At 50.5% G+C, this 21034-nt stretch carries 16 protein-coding genes; 12 read left to right on the forward strand and 4 right to left on the reverse strand.

Annotation, left to right across the window (positions count from 1 at the left end; all coding sequences use genetic code 11):
- Window positions 1–30 precede the first annotated feature (30 nt).
- From GYMC10_RS14015 to GYMC10_RS14045, 7 genes are all read left to right on the forward strand, one after another.
- Window positions 31–1854: a sensor histidine kinase gene (locus GYMC10_RS14015; protein ID WP_015735069.1), complete on the forward strand. Its 1824-nt coding sequence runs from the start codon at window positions 31–33 to the stop codon at window positions 1852–1854.
- Window positions 1817–3388, forward strand: coding sequence for a response regulator (locus GYMC10_RS14020; RefSeq protein ID WP_015735070.1), 1572 nt, complete (start codon window positions 1817–1819; stop codon window positions 3386–3388). The genes GYMC10_RS14015 and GYMC10_RS14020 overlap by 38 nt, the downstream gene beginning before the upstream one ends.
- Window positions 3389–3427: 39 nt before the next feature.
- A complete protein-coding gene (locus GYMC10_RS14025; RefSeq protein ID WP_015735071.1) occupies window positions 3428–5752 on the forward strand; it encodes a glycoside hydrolase family 3 N-terminal domain-containing protein in 2325 nt (774 codons plus the stop codon).
- A 189-nt stretch (window positions 5753–5941) separates the two neighbouring features.
- Complete coding sequence (locus GYMC10_RS14030) at window positions 5942–6502, forward strand: TetR/AcrR family transcriptional regulator (RefSeq protein WP_015735072.1); 561 nt, start codon at window positions 5942–5944, stop codon at window positions 6500–6502.
- Between the two features lie 38 nt (window positions 6503–6540).
- Entirely contained in the window at window positions 6541–6945 is a 405-nt protein-coding gene (locus GYMC10_RS14035) for a DUF5360 family protein (RefSeq protein ID WP_015735073.1), read from the forward strand.
- Between the two features lie 202 nt (window positions 6946–7147).
- Entirely contained in the window at window positions 7148–8140 is a 993-nt protein-coding gene (locus GYMC10_RS14040; RefSeq protein WP_015735074.1) for a helveticin J family class III bacteriocin, read from the forward strand.
- Window positions 8141–8353: 213 nt separating this feature from the next.
- The gene (locus GYMC10_RS14045; RefSeq protein ID WP_015735075.1) at window positions 8354–9172 is read left to right on the forward strand and encodes an endonuclease/exonuclease/phosphatase family protein; all 819 of its coding nucleotides are present in this window, start codon (window positions 8354–8356) and stop codon (window positions 9170–9172) included.
- 66 nt (window positions 9173–9238) lie between these two features.
- Here the strand turns inward: GYMC10_RS14045 and GYMC10_RS14050 are convergent, their stop codons facing one another.
- The 4 genes from GYMC10_RS14050 to GYMC10_RS14065 are packed head-to-tail and all read right to left on the reverse strand — an operon-like array spanning window position 9239 to window position 13436.
- The gene (locus GYMC10_RS14050; protein ID WP_015735076.1) at window positions 9239–10474 is read right to left on the reverse strand and encodes a Ger(x)C family spore germination protein; all 1236 of its coding nucleotides are present in this window, start codon (window positions 10472–10474) and stop codon (window positions 9239–9241) included.
- A gap of 30 nt (window positions 10475–10504) precedes the next feature.
- Entirely contained in the window at window positions 10505–10714 is a 210-nt protein-coding gene (locus GYMC10_RS14055) for a CLC_0170 family protein (RefSeq protein ID WP_009592028.1), read from the reverse strand.
- Window positions 10711–11805: an endospore germination permease gene (locus GYMC10_RS14060; RefSeq protein WP_015735077.1), complete on the reverse strand. Its 1095-nt coding sequence runs from the start codon at window positions 11803–11805 to the stop codon at window positions 10711–10713. Before GYMC10_RS14060 ends, GYMC10_RS14055 begins: the two co-directional genes overlap by 4 nt.
- A gap of 2 nt (window positions 11806–11807) precedes the next feature.
- Window positions 11808–13436, reverse strand: a complete 1629-nt coding sequence (locus GYMC10_RS14065) for a spore germination protein (RefSeq protein ID WP_015735078.1) — start codon at window positions 13434–13436, stop codon at window positions 11808–11810.
- 170 nt (window positions 13437–13606) lie between these two features.
- Between GYMC10_RS14065 and GYMC10_RS14070 the strand changes: the two genes are divergently transcribed.
- From GYMC10_RS14070 to GYMC10_RS14090, 5 genes are all read left to right on the forward strand, one after another.
- Window positions 13607–14272, forward strand: a complete 666-nt coding sequence (locus GYMC10_RS14070; protein ID WP_015735079.1) for a GntR family transcriptional regulator — start codon at window positions 13607–13609, stop codon at window positions 14270–14272.
- Between the two features lie 20 nt (window positions 14273–14292).
- Window positions 14293–15984 carry a dihydroxy-acid dehydratase gene (gene ilvD, locus GYMC10_RS14075; RefSeq protein ID WP_015735080.1) on the forward strand — a complete coding sequence of 564 codons (1692 nt, stop codon included), beginning with the start codon at window positions 14293–14295 and terminating at the stop codon, window positions 15982–15984.
- A 279-nt stretch (window positions 15985–16263) separates the two neighbouring features.
- Complete coding sequence (locus tag GYMC10_RS14080) at window positions 16264–18591, forward strand: AraC family transcriptional regulator (protein ID WP_015735081.1); 2328 nt, start codon at window positions 16264–16266, stop codon at window positions 18589–18591.
- A gap of 543 nt (window positions 18592–19134) precedes the next feature.
- Window positions 19135–20073, forward strand: coding sequence for an ABC transporter permease (locus GYMC10_RS14085; RefSeq protein ID WP_260871347.1), 939 nt, complete (start codon window positions 19135–19137; stop codon window positions 20071–20073).
- 48 nt (window positions 20074–20121) lie between these two features.
- Complete coding sequence (locus tag GYMC10_RS14090) at window positions 20122–20994, forward strand: carbohydrate ABC transporter permease (RefSeq protein ID WP_015735083.1); 873 nt, start codon at window positions 20122–20124, stop codon at window positions 20992–20994.
- Window positions 20995–21034 lie beyond the last annotated feature (40 nt).

Genomic DNA, 21034 nt, shown 5'->3' on the forward strand with positions numbered 1-21034 from the left:
ATCATGAAGACATCGAAAGAGGGAATGGACATGCGCAGCAGTTTGGGCTGGATCGGGAATTATGGTCTGAAACAGAAGGCTCTGGTCATTTTCCTCTTTTTTGTCATTCTGCCTACGCTGGGGGTCGGCGTCCTGGCCCAAGACAAGCTGAACGAAGTGCTGCGCGGCCAATTTATCCAATCAAGCCAGCGCAGCCTGGAGATCGTAACGAACCAGCTGGAAGAACAAACGGCCATGATCGAGGATATAGCCGATTATTTGATATTGAGCAATGACATGCGCCAATACCTGCGCCTTGATCCACCGCCAGAGAGCGGGAGGGCGGAGCAGTTGAAGCAGAATCTTGAAGGATTCCTGACGTTTCAGCTCATGTCCAAAAACTATATCAAATCGATTTCGATCACCGGGTTTAACGGCAATTCCATTGAGATGGGCGAGCCGATTCACGGCAACGAAGAGTCTTGGAACCGGCTGGCGGACGAGCATAAAGGCGGAATCGTGTGGAGCAACGGCTATCCTTCCACCAGCGGCTGGTATGGTGAAGTAAACCTCGTCTCATTGTTCCGGGTTCTGAATTCCTATGACGAGATCACGCTCCCGCTGGCTAGGCTCGTCATCCGCATGGATGAAGCCAGTATTCTTAAACAGCTGCAGCGGGGGTTGACGCGGGACGAAGGCATGGTATTCATTGTGAATGCCGAAGGACAAATCGTACTTCCCTCCAAAGAATTGCTATCCTTGGATATCGGCGATGGGAAAGCGATTACGGATATCATAACCGCCGGGACGATGGGCTCTTCCACATACCGACACGACGGGGAAGCGTATTTGACCTTTCATCAACGGATGGAGAATACCGATTGGACGATCGTTTCCATGGTGCCCAAGGCTGCGTTGGATCAGGATGTACGCGGCGTATCCATCTTGATGCAGGTCATTCTCATCGGAATTCTCCTGTTGGGCTTATCGGCCTTGATCGGGTTCCACTATACGATTATCAGGCCGATCCTGCGCCTGAAGATTGAGACCAATCGCGTTAAGCTCGGCGATTTCAACGCTCGGGTCCCCATTCGTTCCAAGGATGAGATTTCCGAGCTGAACCGCAGGTTTAACGATATGGTCTCCACGATTCAGGAACTGATCGAGCATAAATACAAGCTGGAACTGAGGGAGCGCGAATCCGAGCTGCGCCTGCTGCAGGAGCAGATGGATCCGCATTTTCTCTATAATACGCTGGATATGATCCGCTGGACCGCCAGGCTGGAGAAGGCCGTCGAGTCCAGCCAGCTCATCGAAATTTTGTCCCGATTCCTGCGTTCCAGTCTGAACAATGGCCATTACGAGACCAGCCTTGCTAAAGAAATGGAATTCGTACGCTCCTATTTGTATTTGCAGCAGAGACGGCTGGGGCGTAAACTGAAATATGCGCTGTACATGGAATATGATCTGGCGAATTCGCTTACCTTGAAGGCTACCATTCAGCCTTTGGTCGAGAATTTTCTCAAGCATGGCCTTGATCGGCGCGAACCGGTTGCCAGGATAACGGTCATCGCGTATAAGCGGGAGGATGAGATTTGGATCGACGTGCAGGATAACGGCCGGGGTATGGACGATTCTACTTTGGAAGAAGTCAGGGAATCCCTGCGAATCGGAGTCCAAGCCGGCCGCACACGAGGTGCGCTCAGCAACATTCATGAACGTTTATACCTATTTTTCGGAGAACGCTACGGACTGGAAGTGATTGAGGCTTCATCGCAAGGAACCTTGATTCGCCTCAAGCTTCCATATTCTGAAACCTACGGTGGTGAATCGTACGATGCAACACGTGAAGACAGTAAAAATGCTGATCGTTGACGATGAACCGGTGATCTGTCAGGGCTTGCACTATACCATTGACTGGGCGGATTATGGAGTCGAGGTCGTCGCCGAGGCTTATGATGGCAATGAAGCTTTGCAGGTGGTGCAGGAACACGAGATTGATCTGGTTCTGACGGACATCCGAATGGAGGGAATGGACGGGCTTCAGCTTGCTAAGGAGCTGAAGCTCCGTCATCCTCAGATTCGGGTCATCATGATCAGCGGTTATGAGGAATTCGAGTATGCCCGCCAAGCCATCAAGCTTGATGTAACCGATTACTTGCTGAAGCCCGTCGATATTGACGAATTGGTGGCCGCCGTGACGGGAATCGTGGAAGACATTCGCCAAGATACCCGTGTCGACGGATCATCGAAGGATGCCGAGCTGTGGCTTTCCGACATGGCAGCGCATAATGAAACTTCATTGACCAAGGCGGTGCCCGGCGATTTAGTAAACGGTGCCGAATATAAACTCATGGCTACGCAGCTGGAGAAGTTCTCGAACCTTGCAGCTTCCGTATCGGAACAGGATTTAACGATGCTGCAGCATGTATGGATCCGGACGGTTCGTGAAAGCCTCGAAACCAGCGGAATTCGTCAAATATCCGTGTTTGTGCATAAAAATTTGCTGTTGACCCTGCTGATGACGGATCAGCCTCGCCCGAAGCGGCAGTGGGAAGAAATTCTGCAGGCGATGCTGGATGCCTGGCCGGAAGAGCATCGTTTGTACGGCGCGGTATCGGATGCTTACGCTTCCCCGGACCAAACGGCAGCCATCTGCTCGGAGGTGCGAGCGTTATTGCCTTATTATGCCTTGGAACAGCGCCCCTTGCTGGATCGCGAATATAAGTCCGAGGTGGATAACGGCCGGGCCAAGCACGATTTCGACAGTGCCGATATGGTCTCGAAACTGTCCGTGGCTTTATTCAAGCAGGATGCCGAAATGCTGGAAGAGCTAATCGACGGCATGTTCCGATTTTTCCGGGATCAGCGGTACCTGTTGACGGATATGGTGAACGTGTGTGATGAACTGTCCATCATGCTTAGGCAGCGACTTCGTCAAAGCGGTCTGACCCAGCTGGAGCATGGCCTGGAGAGAACGATCGATCTGGAGGTGTTCAATCATCCCGACGCGATTCGTCTGGCGATATCCTCGGAAGTGTTTGATCTGCTGCAGCTGATCGACAGGGTCGGCATCGACAGATCGTTCTGGATCATTGAGAAGGCCAAGAAGTATATGGCGGATCATTATCTCAGCGACCTGAAAGCGTCGGAAGTGGCAGCGTATTTAAAGATTACGCCCAGCTACTTCAGCAATATTTTTAAACAAAGCACGGGAAAAAGCTTCAGCGAATACATGAACGAATTGCGCATCAACGAGGCGAGAAAGCTGCTGCTGACGACGCAGGACAAGGTGTTTGAGATTGCCGACCGCGTCGGCTACAAAGAATACAAGTATTTTGTATCCGTCTTCAAACTGTACACAGGCATGACGCCGAAGAAATATCGGGTCTTGAATATCAAAGAATGATCAGAAGCGTGACGACCAGGATGGAAGGAGTATGGGAATATGGAGAAATATCGGAATGCTGCGCTCCCCGTAGACGAGCGCGTAGAGGATTTGTTGTCCAGAATGACGCTGCAGGAGAAGGTTGGGCAGCTGAACCAGCACTTGTACGGCTGGATGGCATATCGGCGAAGCGAAGGGACCGAAACGGAGTTTGAACTGACCGACTTATTCAAGGAGCATGTCGAGTGGGGGGCCGGCATGGGGGCGCTGTACGGTCTGTTCCGGGCGGACCCTTGGTCCGGGGTGACCTATGAGAACGGGATTCCTACGCAGGACAACGCGAAGGTGGCGAATGCCATCCAGCGTTACGTGATCGAGCACAGCCGGCTCGGCATTCCCGTCCTGCTCTCGGAGGAATGCCCCCACGGCCATCAAGCGCTTGACGGAACGCTTCTGCCCGTCAATACGGCCATCGGTTCCACCTGGAATCCCGAATTAATTGAAAAGGCCTATTCCCATGTGGCCTCCGAGATCCGCAGCCGAGGCGCGCATTTAGGTTTGGTCTCGGTACTGGACATCCTGCAGGATCCGCGGTGGGGACGCTCCGAGGAATGTTACGGAGAAGATCCTTACCTGGCTGCGCGAATGACGGAGGCGGTTGTGTTTGGCATGCAGGGGAGAAACCCGGAAGAATGGAAGAGTCCGGATAAGGCAGCTGCCGTGCTCAAGCATCTATGCGCACAAGGAGCAGGGCAGGGTGGAAGGAACGCAGGCCCGGTTCCCGCAGGCGAGCGGGAGCTGCGGGAAATTCACCTGCCTGCCGCAGAGGCGGGGATCAAAGCAGGAGCGGCTGGCGTCATGGCGGCCTATAATGAACTCGACGGCATTCCATGTCATGCCAATGATAAGCTGTTAACCGGCATTCTGAGAGATGAATGGGGATTTGATGGGATTGTCATGGCGGATGGAACGGCCATCGACCGTTTGGTGTCCATTACGGGAGACTATGAGTCGGCAGCGGCGCTTGCTCTGTCATCCGGGGTCGATCTAAGCCTGTGGGACAAGTCGTTCACGACGCTTGAAGAAGCGGTGAAACAAGGGAAGGCCGATATGGAGAGCATCGACCGCGCGGTTGGTCGAGTGCTTGGCCTGAAATTCCGATTGGGGCTGTTCGAGCAGCCGTACGTAGACGAGGGCTTGGCTGCTTCGACCGTGAACAATGCAGCCGCCAGAGAGTTGAACGTTTCCGTCGCAAGAGAAGCGGTTGTGCTTCTTAAAAACGATAAAGGCGTACTGCCATTGAATCACAACAGTATCAAACGGCTGGCGGTCATCGGTCCTAATGCGGACCGTCTCTACAACCAGCTCGGGGACTACACCAGCGTTCAGCGCGAGGGCAGTGGAGTCACGGCGCTTCAAGGCATTCGGATGGCCGCTCCCGAAGGCACGGACATCGTCTTCGCTCCCGGAAGCAGCGTTCGAGGCATGTCCGCCCAGGGCTTGCCTGAAGCAATCGAAGCGGCTCGTTCCGCGGACGCGGTCGTGCTCGTGCTCGGCGGCAGCAGTGCTCGTCAATTCGGGGGCATGTTTGACAATAACGGCGCAGCGATCGTAGCGGAGGGGGATCCGACGGAAATGGACTGCGGGGAAGGAGTCGATCTAGCCGAACTGCGCTTAGGCGGGATACAGGAGCAGTTGGTTCGGGAAATTCACGCGATCGGCAAACCGGTGATCACCGTGCTCATTCAAGGACGTCCGCTCGCCGTCGGCGAGGTGGCCGAGCTTAGCGATGCCTTGCTGTGCGCTTGGTATCCCGGCAGCGAAGGAGGCCGTGCCATCGGAGAAATCCTGTTTGGCCAAGTGAACCCGAGCGGAAAGCTGCCCGTCTCGATTCCGCGCTCCGTAGGTCAATTGCCGGTTTATTATAATCAGAAAAACGCAGGGCGCCCTCGTCCCTATGTCGATATGCCGTCAAAACCGTTATATCCGTTCGGATTCGGCTTGAGTTACAGCTCGTTTGAATATGGATCTCCGGCCATCTCCCAGAATGAAGTGACGCTTGACGAGCTTCGCTCCGGAAGTCGTGTCGAGGTGTGCGTGGAGGTGAAGAACAGCGGAAAGCTGAAGGGGGATGAAGTCGTTCAGCTTTACATACAAGCCGATCAATCAGGGATTACCCGCCGACTTCGAGAATTGAAGGGATTCAAGAAGGTAATGCTGGAGCCCGGGGACAGCACCACCGTTACGTTCAAGCTCGGCTTCGAGGAACTGGCCATCTGGAACCGCAACATGGATTACGATGTCGTCCCTTGCCGAGTCAGCATCGTAGTAGGCGGCCACTCGGATTGGGAGAGCGGCGTTGTTGAGTTGAAGGTAAAGGCCTGAGCGTAAGCCTATTTCAAAGGGTTTGCCTACATGTCTAAGCTATCGATATTTTAGAGACAGCATTCCATGCTGTCTCTTTTCATTGTGATCAGCCATTCGTTTGACACAAAGAAGGAATCGGGATAATATATAAGGAAAATATGGAAAATGATACTGTTTATAAATTTTCCGGGATGGGGGTGAATTTCATTGAGAGAACGAATCGTCGAGGCGGCAAGCAAGGAAATCCGGAGAAGCGGATTGCGATTTACGATGGGTGAACTGGCCAAACAGCTGGGGATGAGCACGAAAACCCTGTATGGCGTTTTCCCGTCCAAAGATGAGCTAATTGCCGAAATTCTCGCGGGGGCGATCGATGAGCTTCAGCATAAAGAGAAGGAAATCATGAATAACGCGAGCCTCAGCACATTGGAGAAACTTAGACGATGTCTGATTCTGATCCCGGCTGATTTTCAGTTTATCGAGCTAAACCTCATCACGGAGCTGCAGCGTTATTATCCTAACCAATGGAACCGTCTGGACCAATTTCTAAATGAGCAATGGGGCAGCATTGCCGAATTATTTCAGGAAGGCATTCGTCAAGGCTTGCTTCGGCCGTTTAACGCCAAAATATTCATTGATCTGTATGTAGGGGGCTTCTATCGGTTAATGGAGGACTCGGCGGCAAACAGGAGCAGTATGACTCTTCAGGAGGGCCTGCGCGATATGGGAGAGATTCTTTTGGCCGGTATCATCAAGAGGGAAACTTGAGCCAACGATAGACCACGAAGGAGAAGAGAGGGTATGCCTTGAGCAAAACATTAAAAGGTTTGTTCTTAGTGACGGATATCGGATTTATTATGTATTGGGTCATTACCGCACTGGCCTTCATTCCTAAAGAGTATTTATATCAGGATTATACCAATGAGCTGTTGGTTATTTGGAATTGGTCGTTCTTTCCGCTGGACATATTCATATCCGTTACCGGGATGTATAGTCTGTACTTACATAAACGAAGAAATGCGAAATGGAAAAATCTCGCCTTAATCTCGCTTACCCTGACGTTTTGTTCCGGACTGCAGGCGATCGTTTTTTGGATCATCAAGTCGGATTTCGACCTCATGTGGTGGGTGCCCAACCTGTACCTTTTGTTGTATCCGTTGTTTTTCATCCCTAAACTGCTAGAGACAAAGGAAGCATTCGCCGAATCTTAAAGCGGATGCTCCTTTTCTTTATGATCTCTTGGGCGTTCCACCGAAAAAAAAGGGCTAAAGGACCATGATTTCCTGAAACTTTAAGTATGATAAGCACAGGAAATCCTTGGGGGAAATGGTAAACTCAAAATGTACATTCACTACCTAGGAAAGGGGGCGCCGAGGAACTCACGGATTTCTATCATTTCATGGAGGTGGATTGATGTTTGACGTTCAAGGGCTGAGCCTTAAGAAAAGGCAAATCAAATTACTAACGTCCTTCATCCTTGCAATGCTTATCTTTTGTATGTCCGGTTTGCCCGCGTTCGCGGCAACCCCAGAGAAAACCGTCAACGCTTCGGCAACGCTTGCCTACAATTTAAAAGGGCTTCAACACAACGTGGCTGTTCAAAAAGCCTACATCGCGGATAAATATCTGTATGTCACGCAGCGTTCCAAGGGAACCTGCTATCTTTCAAGATTGCTCATTAACGGCAATGACGCTACTTTTGTAGATAAAATGACCGTCACCAACACGGGGCACTGTCAAACGCTGGATATGTATACGTACAATGGCGTCAATTATTTCTATTTCAGTTCAAAAGCAGACCCTTCAACCGATTATTACTGGTCGCTCCAGGTAGCAAGACTGCAATATTCGGCCGGCAAGACGGTCGATTATACGGATCTGCATCGATTTACCTATATGAATTACGCCAATAAAACGGGAGCAAGGCTAGGCGAGACCTACCGGGTTGATGGCGGTGGCAACAGTACGCATACGGTGTTCCGCGTTCAGACGAAAGAAGGAACCGTGACCTGGTCCATTTATGACACGGTCGCGCTCAATAAGCTGCTTGACAGCAATGAACAGGTGCGGATGGACAGCGCAGCCGCGGTGAACGCAGCGGTTGACAGCTTCACGCATTCGGGCAGCGGCATCGTCAGACCGAACGGATCTTTCCAGGGGGCGGATATGCTCGGCCAAACGAAAATCTATACGTCAGGCGGAGCCGAAGGCGAAACCCCTCAGATTGCCATGATGACGAATACCGGGACTTTCAAAACCCTCGTGAAAATTACGAATGTAGGCAATCATGAAATCGAGGGAGTCCAGACCAAGAACGGCAACGTATATTTTACGATCGTGACGGATCCGGTCAATAAGCAGAATACGCAGAAGGTATATTACGTTCCGGACAGCATTTTTAATTGATGCGCAGGCGGTTTTGACTCATTGAATAGTTGCGGTCAAGCAAGCGAATGTAAGTCGCAGGTCACAGGCTGGACCATATTAAGGGTGTCTAGTCTGTTTCTTTTTTACCATTTTAAAGGAGCAGCTCGTGGCTTGATCTGGCGAAAATAAAACCCGTATATAATCAATTTGATTCTTACAATATTAATCTGACTAATGGAAGGAGATTCGTTCATGAAAAAAAGCCTCATTTCGCTAATCGCTTGCTTGTTCATCATTCCCCTGTTTGCAACGGGCGTCATGGCAGCGGGAAAGGGTCAAGGCAAAGAAGTAAGCACCACCGTGATGTCTTACAATATCCATCATGGGGTAGGAATCGATGGTCAGCTGAGCCTGCAGAGAATTGCGGATGTGATCCGCGACTCCGGCGCTGAGATTGTCGGGCTTCAAGAAGTGGATCGGCATTACGGGGAACGAAGCGATTTTAAAGACCAAGCCAAGGAATTGGCTGATTTGCTCGGCTATCATTACGCTTACGGCGCGAATCTTGATTTGGAACCGGGGGAAGGACAAACAAACAACCGTCAATACGGGACAGCCATCGTGAGCAAGTATCCGATACTCCGATCCGAGAATACATGGTTAAGCAGCTTCGGGAAGGAGCAGCGCGGCGTTCTTCATGCCGTCGTTAATCTGAGGGGAATCCATGTGGATGTTTACAACACGCATCTCGGGCTGGATGTCACCAGCAGAACGGCACAGGCTCAGGAAATCATTGACCTTGCTTCCAGCTCTCAGGGACCTGCGCTTCTCATGGGGGATTTTAATGCGGAACCGGACAGTTCAGAGTTTCAATTACTGTTAAACAGCGGTTTATTCGTAAACAGCTTTGAGGGAATAGACGATGCCTATACGTTCCCTGTCATCAATCCGTCGGCAACCATCGATTATATTCTGACTTCCCCTAACGTCCGGCATGCCAATCAACGCGTGATCCAAACCGAAGCATCGGATCATCTGCCGATTGCAGCCGATGTGGTATTCAAGCGATAGCGCTCTTTACCCGTGTTCAAGTTCATTATTTTTATAGCTAATTACTGTGTTGTGGGTCTGACACCATCATTCCGCCTTCATGCCGACTCTTCGGACTTTCGATGTTACACGGAAATCAAAGGTTGTATGTTTATAAATTTCACTCCATTGATCCGCGGTTTTGACATGGCTATTCCAATAGGATGGTTTTCTGGCTCGTACCAATTCACCGAATCCGAAAATATCGGATTCTTTTTTTTGCGTTTTTTGGATTAGTCCGAGCATGAGTTCTTTAACGGATCGTTCATTCTCCCGAGCAATTTCCTCAAGAATATGTGAGTTATTGAGCGGGAGGGTTTCCGTGTTTTTCTCTTCGACATTCACTTCCGTCACTGCCGTGATCGTAAAATGAGGAAGGCCGTTCTTGATGTCTACCTTGATTTCCGATTCCCGGTTCGTTGCATGGATGGTGACGACCTGAGAGTCGTCTCCAACATGAATGATTCCCCGATATCCTGCCGGACTGATTCCCTTAATGACCAAGTATCCGGCAATTTCAAACGGTTTTGTCACGCCGACCAGTGTGGCGCCTTTGAAAAAAGCCATGCCGCTGATTTCCACGTTATCGCCCTTCATGATTTGGATGTAAGGCAGAAATCCTTCCTGCCCCTTCTTCGACGAATTGTTCCAGAAGGTTCCGATATAGTCGCTCGGGAACTTGCCATGCTTAACGGCGTCGTCCAGCGTGGAGGACAAATACAATGCCGGGACGCGCTCCAGCTTCGGGGCTGCTTCCATCAGTTCTCTCGCTTTCCCTTTGGATACCATCAGCCAGGCCATACGGCGAACTTCCGCGTTTCGGTGGAGATAGTCGTTTAAATTCTCCATCCCCTTTCTGGCAAACTCTTCCGATACAACGATGACGCGGAGATGTCCAAAAAACAATTTGCCTGATATTTGCTGCTGGAGATTCATCATCGCATCATCGACGGTATGTCCTACAACATCAAGCACCCACACGGTTTCTTGGGCGCCTTCTCCTGAAGCACCGCCTTCGCCGGGTCCGAGCGGTATCCTGCCGGGAAGAGCGATTTGAACGGATAACTGGATCATTTCCTGTTGCGGTGCGGGATATTTCCCTCGAAGATGAGAAATTTCATCTTCACGAATCTCGCCATCCTTGCCGGCCGTGTCGATCGAAATGCCAAGAACGACGGCGCGTTCCTCAATCTCCATCCGATCCCAGCAGCCTGTTAGAAGTGAGCAGAGGAGAAGAAGGATCATGAATTTTAGGTTAAAGCCGGCGTTTACTCTCTTACTCATTGAGATCCTCCTGAACTCAGACATCTAAACTCACACGAAGACTTTAACAAGGACGATAACCAGAAACCAAACCGTTACGATACTGATATTGATCCAACCCAGCACGCGGGATACTTTTTTTTCCTTGGTCATGTTCGATTGTCTGTACTTATTCATGTCGATGAACAGATTGAACAAGCCGCAGAAGAGCCAGATCAGAATGGCAACATCCAAATAACCGCTGTAAATTTCCCCGATCATTTGGCGGCACCTCTTTTTTTGCGCAGAATGGCGATGATCAGCAGGATTCCGGGATACGCGATAGTAATCAGCAGTCCATATTTGGATATCATGCCGTTCACTTCATTCAATTGAATCAAGCTTTGGGGCAGCATGGCCAACACAAACAGAAAGGGGAGGATGAAGAAGGACAACATCCCATGGTCCGCTAACCGGAATAGCTTGCTTATCGAGTAAAGCGTAAAGTAGTAACAGGAGAACAAGGATGTAAATACAGCCGTTACCCATACGGCTAGAAAGACTGCATCCAAGCGTTCCAGCACATTGGCAGGCAATGAAGTTGCTTTGGCAAGCTCCAGTGTCGGCCACAACAGCTTTTTGGTTTCCTCGGCTCCGAACACACCCACGGTGGCAGCCACGATCAAAATATACAAAGCGCCGGTTACTACCATGGCCCATAGGCTGGACCGCATCGCTCTTTCAGGTTTGCACATGGCCGGAATGACCATCATCATAATAAAGTATCCTTGGAACACGGTGGAGAGCGTAATAATGCCTGCCGGTATGCCTCCGGGTTCATTTCCCCATAGAGGGAGTACATTGACCAAGTCTGCATTTTTTAATGAAAGGGCGACGATCAAAAGGGCAGGTATCAGAATAAAGGGGCTGTAAAATAAGTGGATATACGAAAAGGTCATGATATTCCGGCGTGAAGAAAATGCAGCCAACAGCAGCATGACCAGTACGGTTATCTCCAGCGGTGTGTTCTTCAGGACAGCCGTAACGACAACCTCTCCGAATTCTCTGGCGACCAGTGAGCTCAAAACCGCAAAAAACGCAATCGAGATCAAGCTTCCGATTCGACCGAACCACTTGCCGATGATGACTTCGCTGTACTCCACGTAAGAGTCGTTCGGAAACCGCATGCCGAGCCGGGTCATGAAGAAAAGTCCGACAAACGCCAGCAGCATTCCCAAAAAAGTAACGAACGGAGCCCCGGCATCCGCAGCTTTGACCGCAGACAAAGGGAGTGCAAGAACGCCTACTCCCACGATGGTGCTGATCGTAATGGCAGAGGCCTGAAGAACCGTGATTTGGCGCTGTTCATTCATGGTTATCGACCTTTCTCGTCATTAGGTTGGACGGGATTCATGATATTGGTTGAGGAATGATCCACCTGCTCCTTCATTTGATCACCGAGCCTTGATGTGTCAAGCGGGTGGAGGAAGGAAGGCCTGTTCTTCATCTTCCACAGCGGTCCGCGAGTCAGAAGATCCCGCATGCCTTGAAAGTTGCCTGGGACGAATGGGCTTAGATACGGAACTCCGAACGATTTAAGCGACAAAAGATGATTGGCAATCAGGATGATGCCGACCATGACGCCGTACAATCCGAAGATCCCGGCCAATATGATCAGCGGAAAACGCAGCAGACGGAGCGCAAGCGCCGCGTTGTAGGCCGGCGTTGCGAAAGATCCGATGGTCGTTAATGCAATGATGACGATGGTAATCGGACTAGCGAACCCGGCAGATACCGCGGCTTGCCCGATGACGAGCACGCCGACAATGGATAATGCGCCGCCCACCTGCTGCGGCAACCGGATCGTGGCTTCCCGCAAAACCTCCATCGAAATTTCAATAACGAGCACTTCGACCATCGCCGGAAAAGGGACGCCTGCACGTCCGCCTGCGACGGCGACCGCAAATTCCGTGGGAATCAGCTCAGGATTAAAGGAGATAATCGCCACATACAACGAAGGAAAAACCAAGGAAAATACCAAAGCCACCAGGCGGGACAGCCGAATCGCGCTCATCAATAGAAATCGTTCGGTATAATCTTCGACCGTTTGATAGAACTGGCTGAATACGGTTGGAGCGATCAAGGCGAGCGGAGAACCGTCGACCAGAATGGCCACTCGGCCTTCCAGCAGATTCGCCACGACTTTGTCGGGCCGCTCCGTATACTGGATTTGCGGAAACGGAGACCAATGATTGTCTTCGATAAACTGTTCCAGATACCCCGAATCCAGCACGGCATCGATTTCAATGGCGTCCAGGCGCTTATTCACTTCTTTAACGATGCCGGGATTGGTGATGCCATCCATGTAACAGACCGCAACCTTGGATTTTGTTTTCGTTCCGATCTCCATGGATTTCACGCGGAAATCCGGCGTTTGCAGCCGGTAGCGGAGCAGGGAAATGTTGGTACCGAGCGTCTCGATGAATCCTTCCCGTGCCCCGCGGATCACCTGTTCCGTCGCCGGCTGTTCTATTGAACGCTGCGATATTTTTCGCGTATCAATGATGATGGCCTCGTCCAGCCCTTCGATCGCTACGACAGACTGTCCCCTTAGAAGATTGTCGGTGAGCACGGAGATTTTTCGTTCCGAGTATCCTTCGCTGTGATAAAGCGTATCCTTCATCAAAGTGTCCATCAACGCATGGCGAGGGAGGTCTGAAACATCGAGATGGCGAGGGCCATATTTAAGTGGTCTTAATAAAGTATTATTAATGACGGCGTGATCCGTCATATCGGAGAAATAAAACAATACGGCCGGATGCTGCCCGAACACATGGAAGGGATGTATCATAAAATCGTCGTTATCGCCGAGAATTTTCTTGATTTCGGATGTGGTCTCTTCTAAGCTCTCCGATATGTTCCGGCCATCTGAACTCGCATCATTTGAGTTGGAAGAGGCTTCGTTACGGGATTGGTTTGAACCCGTCCATGTGGAAAATGGCATGGTTGTTTACACCTCACTTGTTTAAACGGTGGTCCTTAGCTGTTGGATAGTTTGATTAAGTATTTCCTCTGTTTGTTATTTTTATCAAACGAAGCCCTCTAAGTATTGTATTTAATATATGAATGCGATATATTGCATATAACAAACTTAAAGAGTAAGGATGATAAGTCATGCCAGTTCCTAAGAATTATGTCTCTCCCGTACGAATGACCGCAAAAGAAAGAGCCTTCTCCCAAATTCAACGGTGGATTATCGATGGCACGCTTCAGCCCGGCGAGAAATTGCTCGACGCCGAATTGGCGGAATCGCTTGGCGTAAGCCGAACGCCCATCCGGGAAGCTTTTCAACTGCTTGAAGTACAAGGACTCGTGTCCACGCACCCCGGAAAAGAAACAAAAGTTACGGCCATTGAGAGGGAAGATATCTTTAAGATGTATTCGACCATGGCCGTTCTTCAAGCATTGGCCGCTGAAGTGACCACTACCATCATTGTTCCGGAGCAGATCCAGCAATTGCGGGCGATGAATCTGGATTTTGAAAATGCCATGAAGAGCGGGCAAGCTTATCAAGCCATGGAGTTGGATGAACAGTTTCATAATTTCATCGTGGAGCTGTCAGATAATCCTTATGTCGCTGCATATAGTGCCTCGCTTCAGATGCATATCCGGCGGTTTAAGTACGTGTTCTTAAAACAGCCGATTGCTGCCACACAGGCTTCAGTCGATGAGCATGCCTCGATCATCAGCGCTTTCGAGCAGAAGGACGGTGATCGGGCGCAAGCTATGATGAAACAAAACTTCATGCGTCCCATGCAGGAACTACACGGGTTACTCTAAACAGAGGGGGAGAAGGAAGGATGACAAACAAAAAAGATTTACGCATTCGCAGTAAGGTAATCAGTGAGGGCGTCAACAGGGTACCGAACAGGGCGATGCTGCGGGCTGTTGGTTTCACGGATGCGGATTTTAAGAAACCGATGATTGGCGTAGCCAGCACTTGGAGCGAAGTGACCCCTTGTAATATGCATATCGACAAGCTAGCCATAGAGGCCAAGCAAGGGGTACGCAACCATGGCGGCGCTCCGCTTATTTTCAACACGATCACGGTTTCCGATGGCATTTCGATGGGACACGGCGGCATGCTGTTCTCCCTGCCCAGCCGAGAAGCCATCGCAGATTCGATTGAGATCGTGACGGGGGCCGAACGTTTCGATGGTCTGGTGGCGATCGGCGGTTGCGACAAGAATACGCCCGCTTGCCTGATGGCAATCGGACGGATGAATCTTCCTGCGGTTTATGTTTACGGCGGTACGATACAGCCCGGGAAGCTCGATGGCAAGAACGTGGATATCGTCACGGCTTTCGAAGCGGTCGGGCAATATCATGACGGAAAAATGACGGAGGAGCAGTTACACAAGGTGGAATGCAGCGTCTGCCCGGGACCGGGCTCTTGCGGGGGCATGTATACAGCCAATACGATGGCCGCTGCGGCAGAAGCCATGGGGATGAGCCTGCCCGGCTCCTCTTCCACGCCGGCTATTTCACCAGACAAAGCAGCGGAATGCGCTGCGGCTGGAAGACAGGTCCTCTCCTTGTTGGAGCAAGAAATCTATCCCAGGGACATCATGACAAAAAAAGCGTTTGAGAATGCGATAACCGTCGTCATGGCTTTGGGCGGTTCAACCAACGCGTTCCTGCATTTGCTTGCCATCGCTCATTCGGTTGGCGTAGATTTGACGTTAGACGATTTCGAGCGAATCCGTTTGCGAGTTCCCCACCTTGCAGACCTGAAGCCAAGCGGACGACATGCCATGCAGGACTTAAACGAAGTCGGCGGCGTACCGGGCGTCATGAAATTATTGCTCGCCGAGGGGCTTCTGCATGGCGATTGTCTGACGGTCACAGGTAAATCATTGGCAGAGAATCTGGCGGAAGCTGCGCCGTTAGAGGGCAGCCAGGAAATCATTCGCCCCATCGATAAGCCGCTGAAGCCGAACGGGCCATTGGTTGTATTAAGAGGCAATCTCGCGCCAGAAGGTGCGGTTGCCAAAATGTCGGGTATGAAGAAGCTGCGTTTTGTCGGACCGGCCAAGGTGTATGACAGCGAGGAGGATGCAACCGAAGCGATCTTGAGAGATGAAATATGCAAGGGCGACGTGTTAGTCATTCGTTATTGCGGTCCTAAGGGCGGCCCGGGTATGCCGGAGATGCTGTCGGTCACGGCACTCATTGTAGGCAAGGGTCTCGGCGGAGAGGTTGCGCTGATTACGGACGGCAGGTTCTCTGGCGGCTCGCATGGGTTCGTTGTCGGTCACGTTGCGCCTGAAGCACAGGTAGGCGGGCCGATCGCGCTGCTGAGGAATGGAGACATGATCACGATCGACAGCGAAACGCAAGAAATGACGTTCGACGTATCGGATTCCGAATTGGCTGCGAGGGCACAAGCATGGCAGCAGCCTCCACTCAAAGTTTCCACGGGCGTATTGTACAAATATGCAAAATTAGTGTCCTCAGCATCGAGAGGCGCGGTTACCGACTCTGCAGAATAAGTGGAATTTCCAGCCTGAAATCTGGCTTATGGTAAAACAAGCTCTTGCGGTTCGCAAGAGCTTGTTTCGATATGAGTGGACCGGTGGCCCATTATCGCAAAACAAAAAGACATCATAATGCTAACAAAAAAGCATGTGAAGACTAAAAATTAATGCTCGGGTATGTTATGATTTTTAAATTATTATAATGCAAGCGTTATCATTCGGTTGTACATATCCATTTATTCGGTCCAGGTGATCCTGTTCTTTACATCCAAGGCCAAGAAGGAGCAGACGATATTGGGAACATTCAAATCCAAAATACTCATATACAGTTTGCTGCTGGGATCCTTTCCGACGATTCTTATCGGATTCTTCTCTTATTTCATCGCCGCCAAAGATGTGGAGGAGAAGGTGAACGAAGGCAATATGCATCTGCTGAACCAGACCCGGATGAGGGTGGAGCAGGTGCTCGATTCCATGCAAAGAACCGCCTTGCAGTTTGAGAACTCTTCGCTGCTGAAGTCCGTGATGGACAGCAAGTTAAGCGGACAGGATTTTATCAAGGTCCGGGAACTGACGAAGGAAATGTTCAACCTGCAGACGCAGACCATATTAAACCAGGTGTACGTCGTCAATCTGAAGCATGAATGGGTCGTGGATTTAAACTCACTCAAACCGCTGGAGGGCATGAACAAAGCCGAATTCGACCGGTATCTGAATACCCATGAAAGCATATTCTGGGCAGCGGGATCGGGGGAAATCCCGCAGACCTCGAATCCTGCGGAGACGGATTACTGGAACAGTGCCGAACAAACGGCGACAACTCTTCGGCTGGTACACAAATTACCGCTTCTGTCGAAAAACGCCGCTCCGTCCGGCATTCTGATTCTGCAAATCACCGCCAAAGATATCCGGAGCATGCTGGAACCCGTCAATTTGCGGGCCAGCCAATATATCCTGAACGAGCAGGGAGAAGCGTTCCTGTCGCCGGTTCAGGATCGGGAGGCTTACCGCTCGATCAACGGAGAGGTCTTATCAAGGATTGGGCAGTCCGTTGAACCCCAAGGCGCATTTCACGCAGAAAGCGAAGGCAATAAGGTGAGCGTGCTGTACACCAAATCGGATTATAACGGCTGGACCTATGTATCCGTCGTATCGCTGGATAAAGTGACCGATCAGACAGGGAACATTGCACTGATTACAGCCGCAGCCTGTTTCGGGATTATTGTGACCGTGCTGATCGCTTCCTGGTTTGGCAGCCGCAGGATGTATTCTCCAATCCGCAAACTCCACGAGTTCGCGACGAACGTTCAGCCGCAGCAGACCGATGACTACCGGAAAGATGAGTTTGAGTCCATCCGGGAGAGCTTGACCTCCCTAGCCGTTTCAAGAAACGAGCTGGACAAACAGATGAAATCCCAGACGGTGCATCTACGGGAATTCTATGTCCTGAAGCTGTTTACCGAGCATATGTCCGGAGCCGATGACCAATACGCTTCCGAACGCTACGGGTTTCCAACGGGCTGGGGAAGCCTCGGCGTGCTGCAGCTTGAGTTGGATAACCTTCAGCAGTCGCGGTTTCAGGAACAGGACCGGGAGCTTCTTCTGTTTGCGGTCAGCAATATCGTGTCGGAAACCTTGCCCGTAGAGGCGCGTTTCAGTCCGATCGTGCTGAATCATTCCCAGGTAACGCTGTTAACCAGTAATGAGAAGAGTGCCGAAGCTGGTCTAGCTATGTTCTATGAGACCGCTCAGCATATCAAAGCCAAGGTTCATGAATACCTCGGGCTCGAATGCAGCATCGGCATCAGCCACCCGTTTAAGCGGTTGTCCGATGCGAAGCGTGCCTATAAAGAAAGCAGTGCGGCACTCAAACTGCGATTTATTCTCGGGTCGAATATCATCGTGCGTTATGCCGATATTGAGGATCAAGCTAATACTGAGAAGACGGTATACACGAAATTAAGGCTGATCGAGGATCAGATGATGCTTGCCATGGAAGAACGACAGCTTGAAAAGGTGGAGCAGCTGTTTCAGCGTTATTTGGACAAATTGCTGTGCAAGGACGGGTTTCATCAAGAGCATCATTTATTGCTGCTGCAGCTGGCGTCCAGGACCGTTGGCATAGCCCAGGAGCAAGGACTGTCGATGCAGCAAGTATGGAATGGCGAAGAGGAGCTGAAGCATCTGTTCAGGCTGCAGACACGAACCGAAATTGCGAGCTGGTTCCACTCCAGGTTGTTTAAGCCTGTAATCGAAATTTTGGAAGATATGGCCGATAAACAGTTCGTGAACATCACCCGCCGAATCGTTGATATCGTGCAGGAGCAGTACGGTCAAGATATTTCGCTCGACTATTGTGCGGCGGTCATGAATTTTAATCCGGCTTATATCAGCCGTGTATTTAAGAAAGAAATGGGCGTCTCCTTCAGTGAATACATTAGCGAGTACCGAATGAATATCGCCAAAAATCTACTGGCCACGACCGAGATGAAGGTCTCGGAAATCGGCAGGAAAGTGAGCTACACGAATATTAGCGCCTTTATCCGTACGTTCCGTCGTGCGTTTGGGTTAACTCCCGGCCAGTATCGGGAGCAGCTCAACAGTGAAGAAGGGAAGGGATGATTAGCACCTCCTTTCAAAGATGTAGACACACCCAGGCATGATGGAGCGGGCTCATCTTATGATGAAATCACCATATCAATCCAAGAAAGCTGTTCCATCCCTAGCATGTTTTACGGTGATGGAGCAGCTTTTTTGCTCCAATAAACGCTCGAGCGGGGTTACGGAAATCGCTGCACGAATCAATCAGTGTGCTGCTAACGTACGGCGCGAAGAACCAACTAAGACTGTATGTCATCAGCGGCACGCTATAGGTAGAATACGGCATATGCGACGGAAAACCGTGATATCTTACCTTCCTTGCAGGATAGGCATTTATCGAAGGTTGGTGCTTGAAGTCATGAACGGAGTATAGCCTTACACGAATTTCGTGACGGATAATAAAAACATGAAAACGCATACAATCGGGCAACAAGAACGATGTTCAAACAGGCAATGCCGATGCTTCCGAAGCGAGTTTAGTTCGAAACCGATTCAGGAAGCAACGCTCACAAAACTTTGAGGAGAGGTGCTATGAAATCTAATCAAACTCCGGCTGCGGCAGGCATGCAAGTAAAAGGGGAACTGAGTCTGGAGAAAAGAAAGCTATTACTGAGGGATCTGGTCAGGGACAGGTGGATGTATCTGATGCTGCTGCCCGGCGTGCTGTATTTTATCGTATTTAAATATGTTCCGATGTACGGGGTGACGATGGCTTTTCAAGATTACAAGCCGCATACCGGATTTTTTGGCAGCCCGTGGGTCGGGTTCAAGCATTTCGAGCGCTTTTTCAGTGAGCCGCAGTTTTGGATGCTCTTTCGAAACACCATTATTTTAGCGTTATATAATCTGATCTTTTTCTTTCCGCTGCCGATTATATTGGCGCTCATGCTGAATGAGTTAAGGCGGGAACGCTTCAAACGATTTGTACAAACGTTGATCTATATTCCGCATTTTGTATCCTGGGTTGTCGTTGTAGGTATTTTCTATATTCTGTTTACGACCGAGAACGGCCTTCTCAATGAGATCATTTACCAGATAACGGGCGAGAAAATCGCATTCTTGCTGGAGAAGGATTGGTTTCGGACGATGATTGTTTCCCAGTCGATATGGAAGGAAGTGGGCTGGGGCACCGTGATCTTTCTTGCCGCCCTTGCAGGCGTAGATCTGCAGCAGTATGAGGCCGCACGGATCGACGGAGCCGGACGCTGGCGCCAGCTGTGGCATATTACGCTGCCGGCCATCCGAAGCACGATCATCATTTTGCTTATTCTTCGTTTAGGCAACTTCCTGGACTCGGGCTTCGAGCAAATCTTCCTCATGATCACGCCCACGAATCGGGAAGTGAGTGAAGTATTCGATACGTACGTGTACACCAAAGGGATGACGCAGGCCCAGTACAGTTACAGTGCCGCCGTCGGCCTGTTTAAATCCTTTGTCGGATTGATTCTGGTTCTCGGATCAAACTGGATGGCCAAGCGATTCGGGGAAGAAGGCGTGTACTAGGACGACGCTGCGGATGCATTTTTTCTAAGATGACAGGAGGGAATACAAGTGCGTCAAGATCAAACCTGGGGCAATCGCCTGTTTGATATCATTAACCATTCGGTATTATTCATCGTTGCGATCGTGTGTGTTCTGCCATTCGTGTATGTGCTGGCGGTATCCTTTGCCAGTCCGGCGGAAGTCGCCAAAGGCGGGTTGATTCTATGGCCCAAAGAATGGTCGCTCGTATCGTATCAATATATTTTCTCGTCGGATACACTGCCGCGAAGCTTGCTCGTGTCGATCTATATTACGGTAGTAGGAACGCTGATCAACCTGGCGTTTACGTCGCTGATGGCTTATCCGTTGTCCAAGCCTCATCTCCGGGGGAGAAATCCCATCCTTCTCGGTGTATTGATCACGATGCACTTTAGCGGTGGCATGATTCCAACGTACTTTGTCGTGAATGGATTGAATCTGACCAACACGTTATGGTCTTTGATGATTCCCAATGCCATCAGTGCGTTTAACCTGATCGTGCTGAAGAATTTCTTCCAGCAGATTCCCGACGGGCTGGAGGATTCCGCAAAAATCGACGGCTGTAACGACCTGGGAGTCCTGATACGGATCGTGCTTCCCTTGTCCCTTCCGGCCATGGCGACATTTGGATTGTTCTATGCGGTTGCTCACTGGAACACGTTTTTCAATGCGATTCTGTACATCAATGATAACGAGAAGTGGCCGATTCAGGTCCTGCTTAGGGAAATCGTGATTTTGGCACAGAGCCGCGTGGGGGATGCCAGCTTTGACGAAATGGACGTGCAGCCGTTAACGATCCGTATGGCGGTCATCGTCTTTGCCACCGTGCCGATTCTGCTCGTGTATCCTTTTCTGCAGAAGCATTTTGCGAAGGGCGTCATGCTCGGCTCTGTGAAAGGTTAATCGGTTCGATGCGCCTTCTTCCCAAAGAGGGGTTTCTTAT

The sequence above is a fragment of the Paenibacillus sp. Y412MC10 genome (assembly GCF_000024685.1).
Lineage (GTDB): Bacteria > Bacillota > Bacilli > Paenibacillales > Paenibacillaceae > Paenibacillus_AQ > Paenibacillus_AQ lautus_A.

Bases quoted from the DNA above. Each gene is read 5' to 3' on its own strand.
- GYMC10_RS14015 (WP_015735069.1), top strand. From the start codon at position 31: ATGCGCAGCAGTTTGGGCTGGATCGGGAATTATGGTCTGAAACAGAAG.
- GYMC10_RS14020 (WP_015735070.1), top strand. From the start codon at position 1,817: ATGCAACACGTGAAGACAGTAAAAATGCTGATCGTTGACGATGAACCG.
- GYMC10_RS14025 (WP_015735071.1), top strand. From the start codon at position 3,428: ATGGAGAAATATCGGAATGCTGCGCTCCCCGTAGACGAGCGCGTAGAG.
- GYMC10_RS14040 (WP_015735074.1), top strand. From the start codon at position 7,148: ATGTTTGACGTTCAAGGGCTGAGCCTTAAGAAAAGGCAAATCAAATTA.
- GYMC10_RS14045 (WP_015735075.1), top strand. From the start codon at position 8,354: ATGAAAAAAAGCCTCATTTCGCTAATCGCTTGCTTGTTCATCATTCCC.
- GYMC10_RS14050 (WP_015735076.1), bottom strand. From the start codon at position 10,474: ATGAGTAAGAGAGTAAACGCCGGCTTTAACCTAAAATTCATGATCCTT.
- GYMC10_RS14055 (WP_009592028.1), bottom strand. From the start codon at position 10,714: ATGATCGGGGAAATTTACAGCGGTTATTTGGATGTTGCCATTCTGATC.
- GYMC10_RS14060 (WP_015735077.1), bottom strand. From the start codon at position 11,805: ATGAATGAACAGCGCCAAATCACGGTTCTTCAGGCCTCTGCCATTACG.
- GYMC10_RS14065 (WP_015735078.1), bottom strand. From the start codon at position 13,436: ATGCCATTTTCCACATGGACGGGTTCAAACCAATCCCGTAACGAAGCC.
- GYMC10_RS14070 (WP_015735079.1), top strand. From the start codon at position 13,607: ATGCCAGTTCCTAAGAATTATGTCTCTCCCGTACGAATGACCGCAAAA.
- ilvD (WP_015735080.1), top strand. From the start codon at position 14,293: ATGACAAACAAAAAAGATTTACGCATTCGCAGTAAGGTAATCAGTGAG.
- GYMC10_RS14085 (WP_260871347.1), top strand. From the start codon at position 19,135: ATGCAAGTAAAAGGGGAACTGAGTCTGGAGAAAAGAAAGCTATTACTG.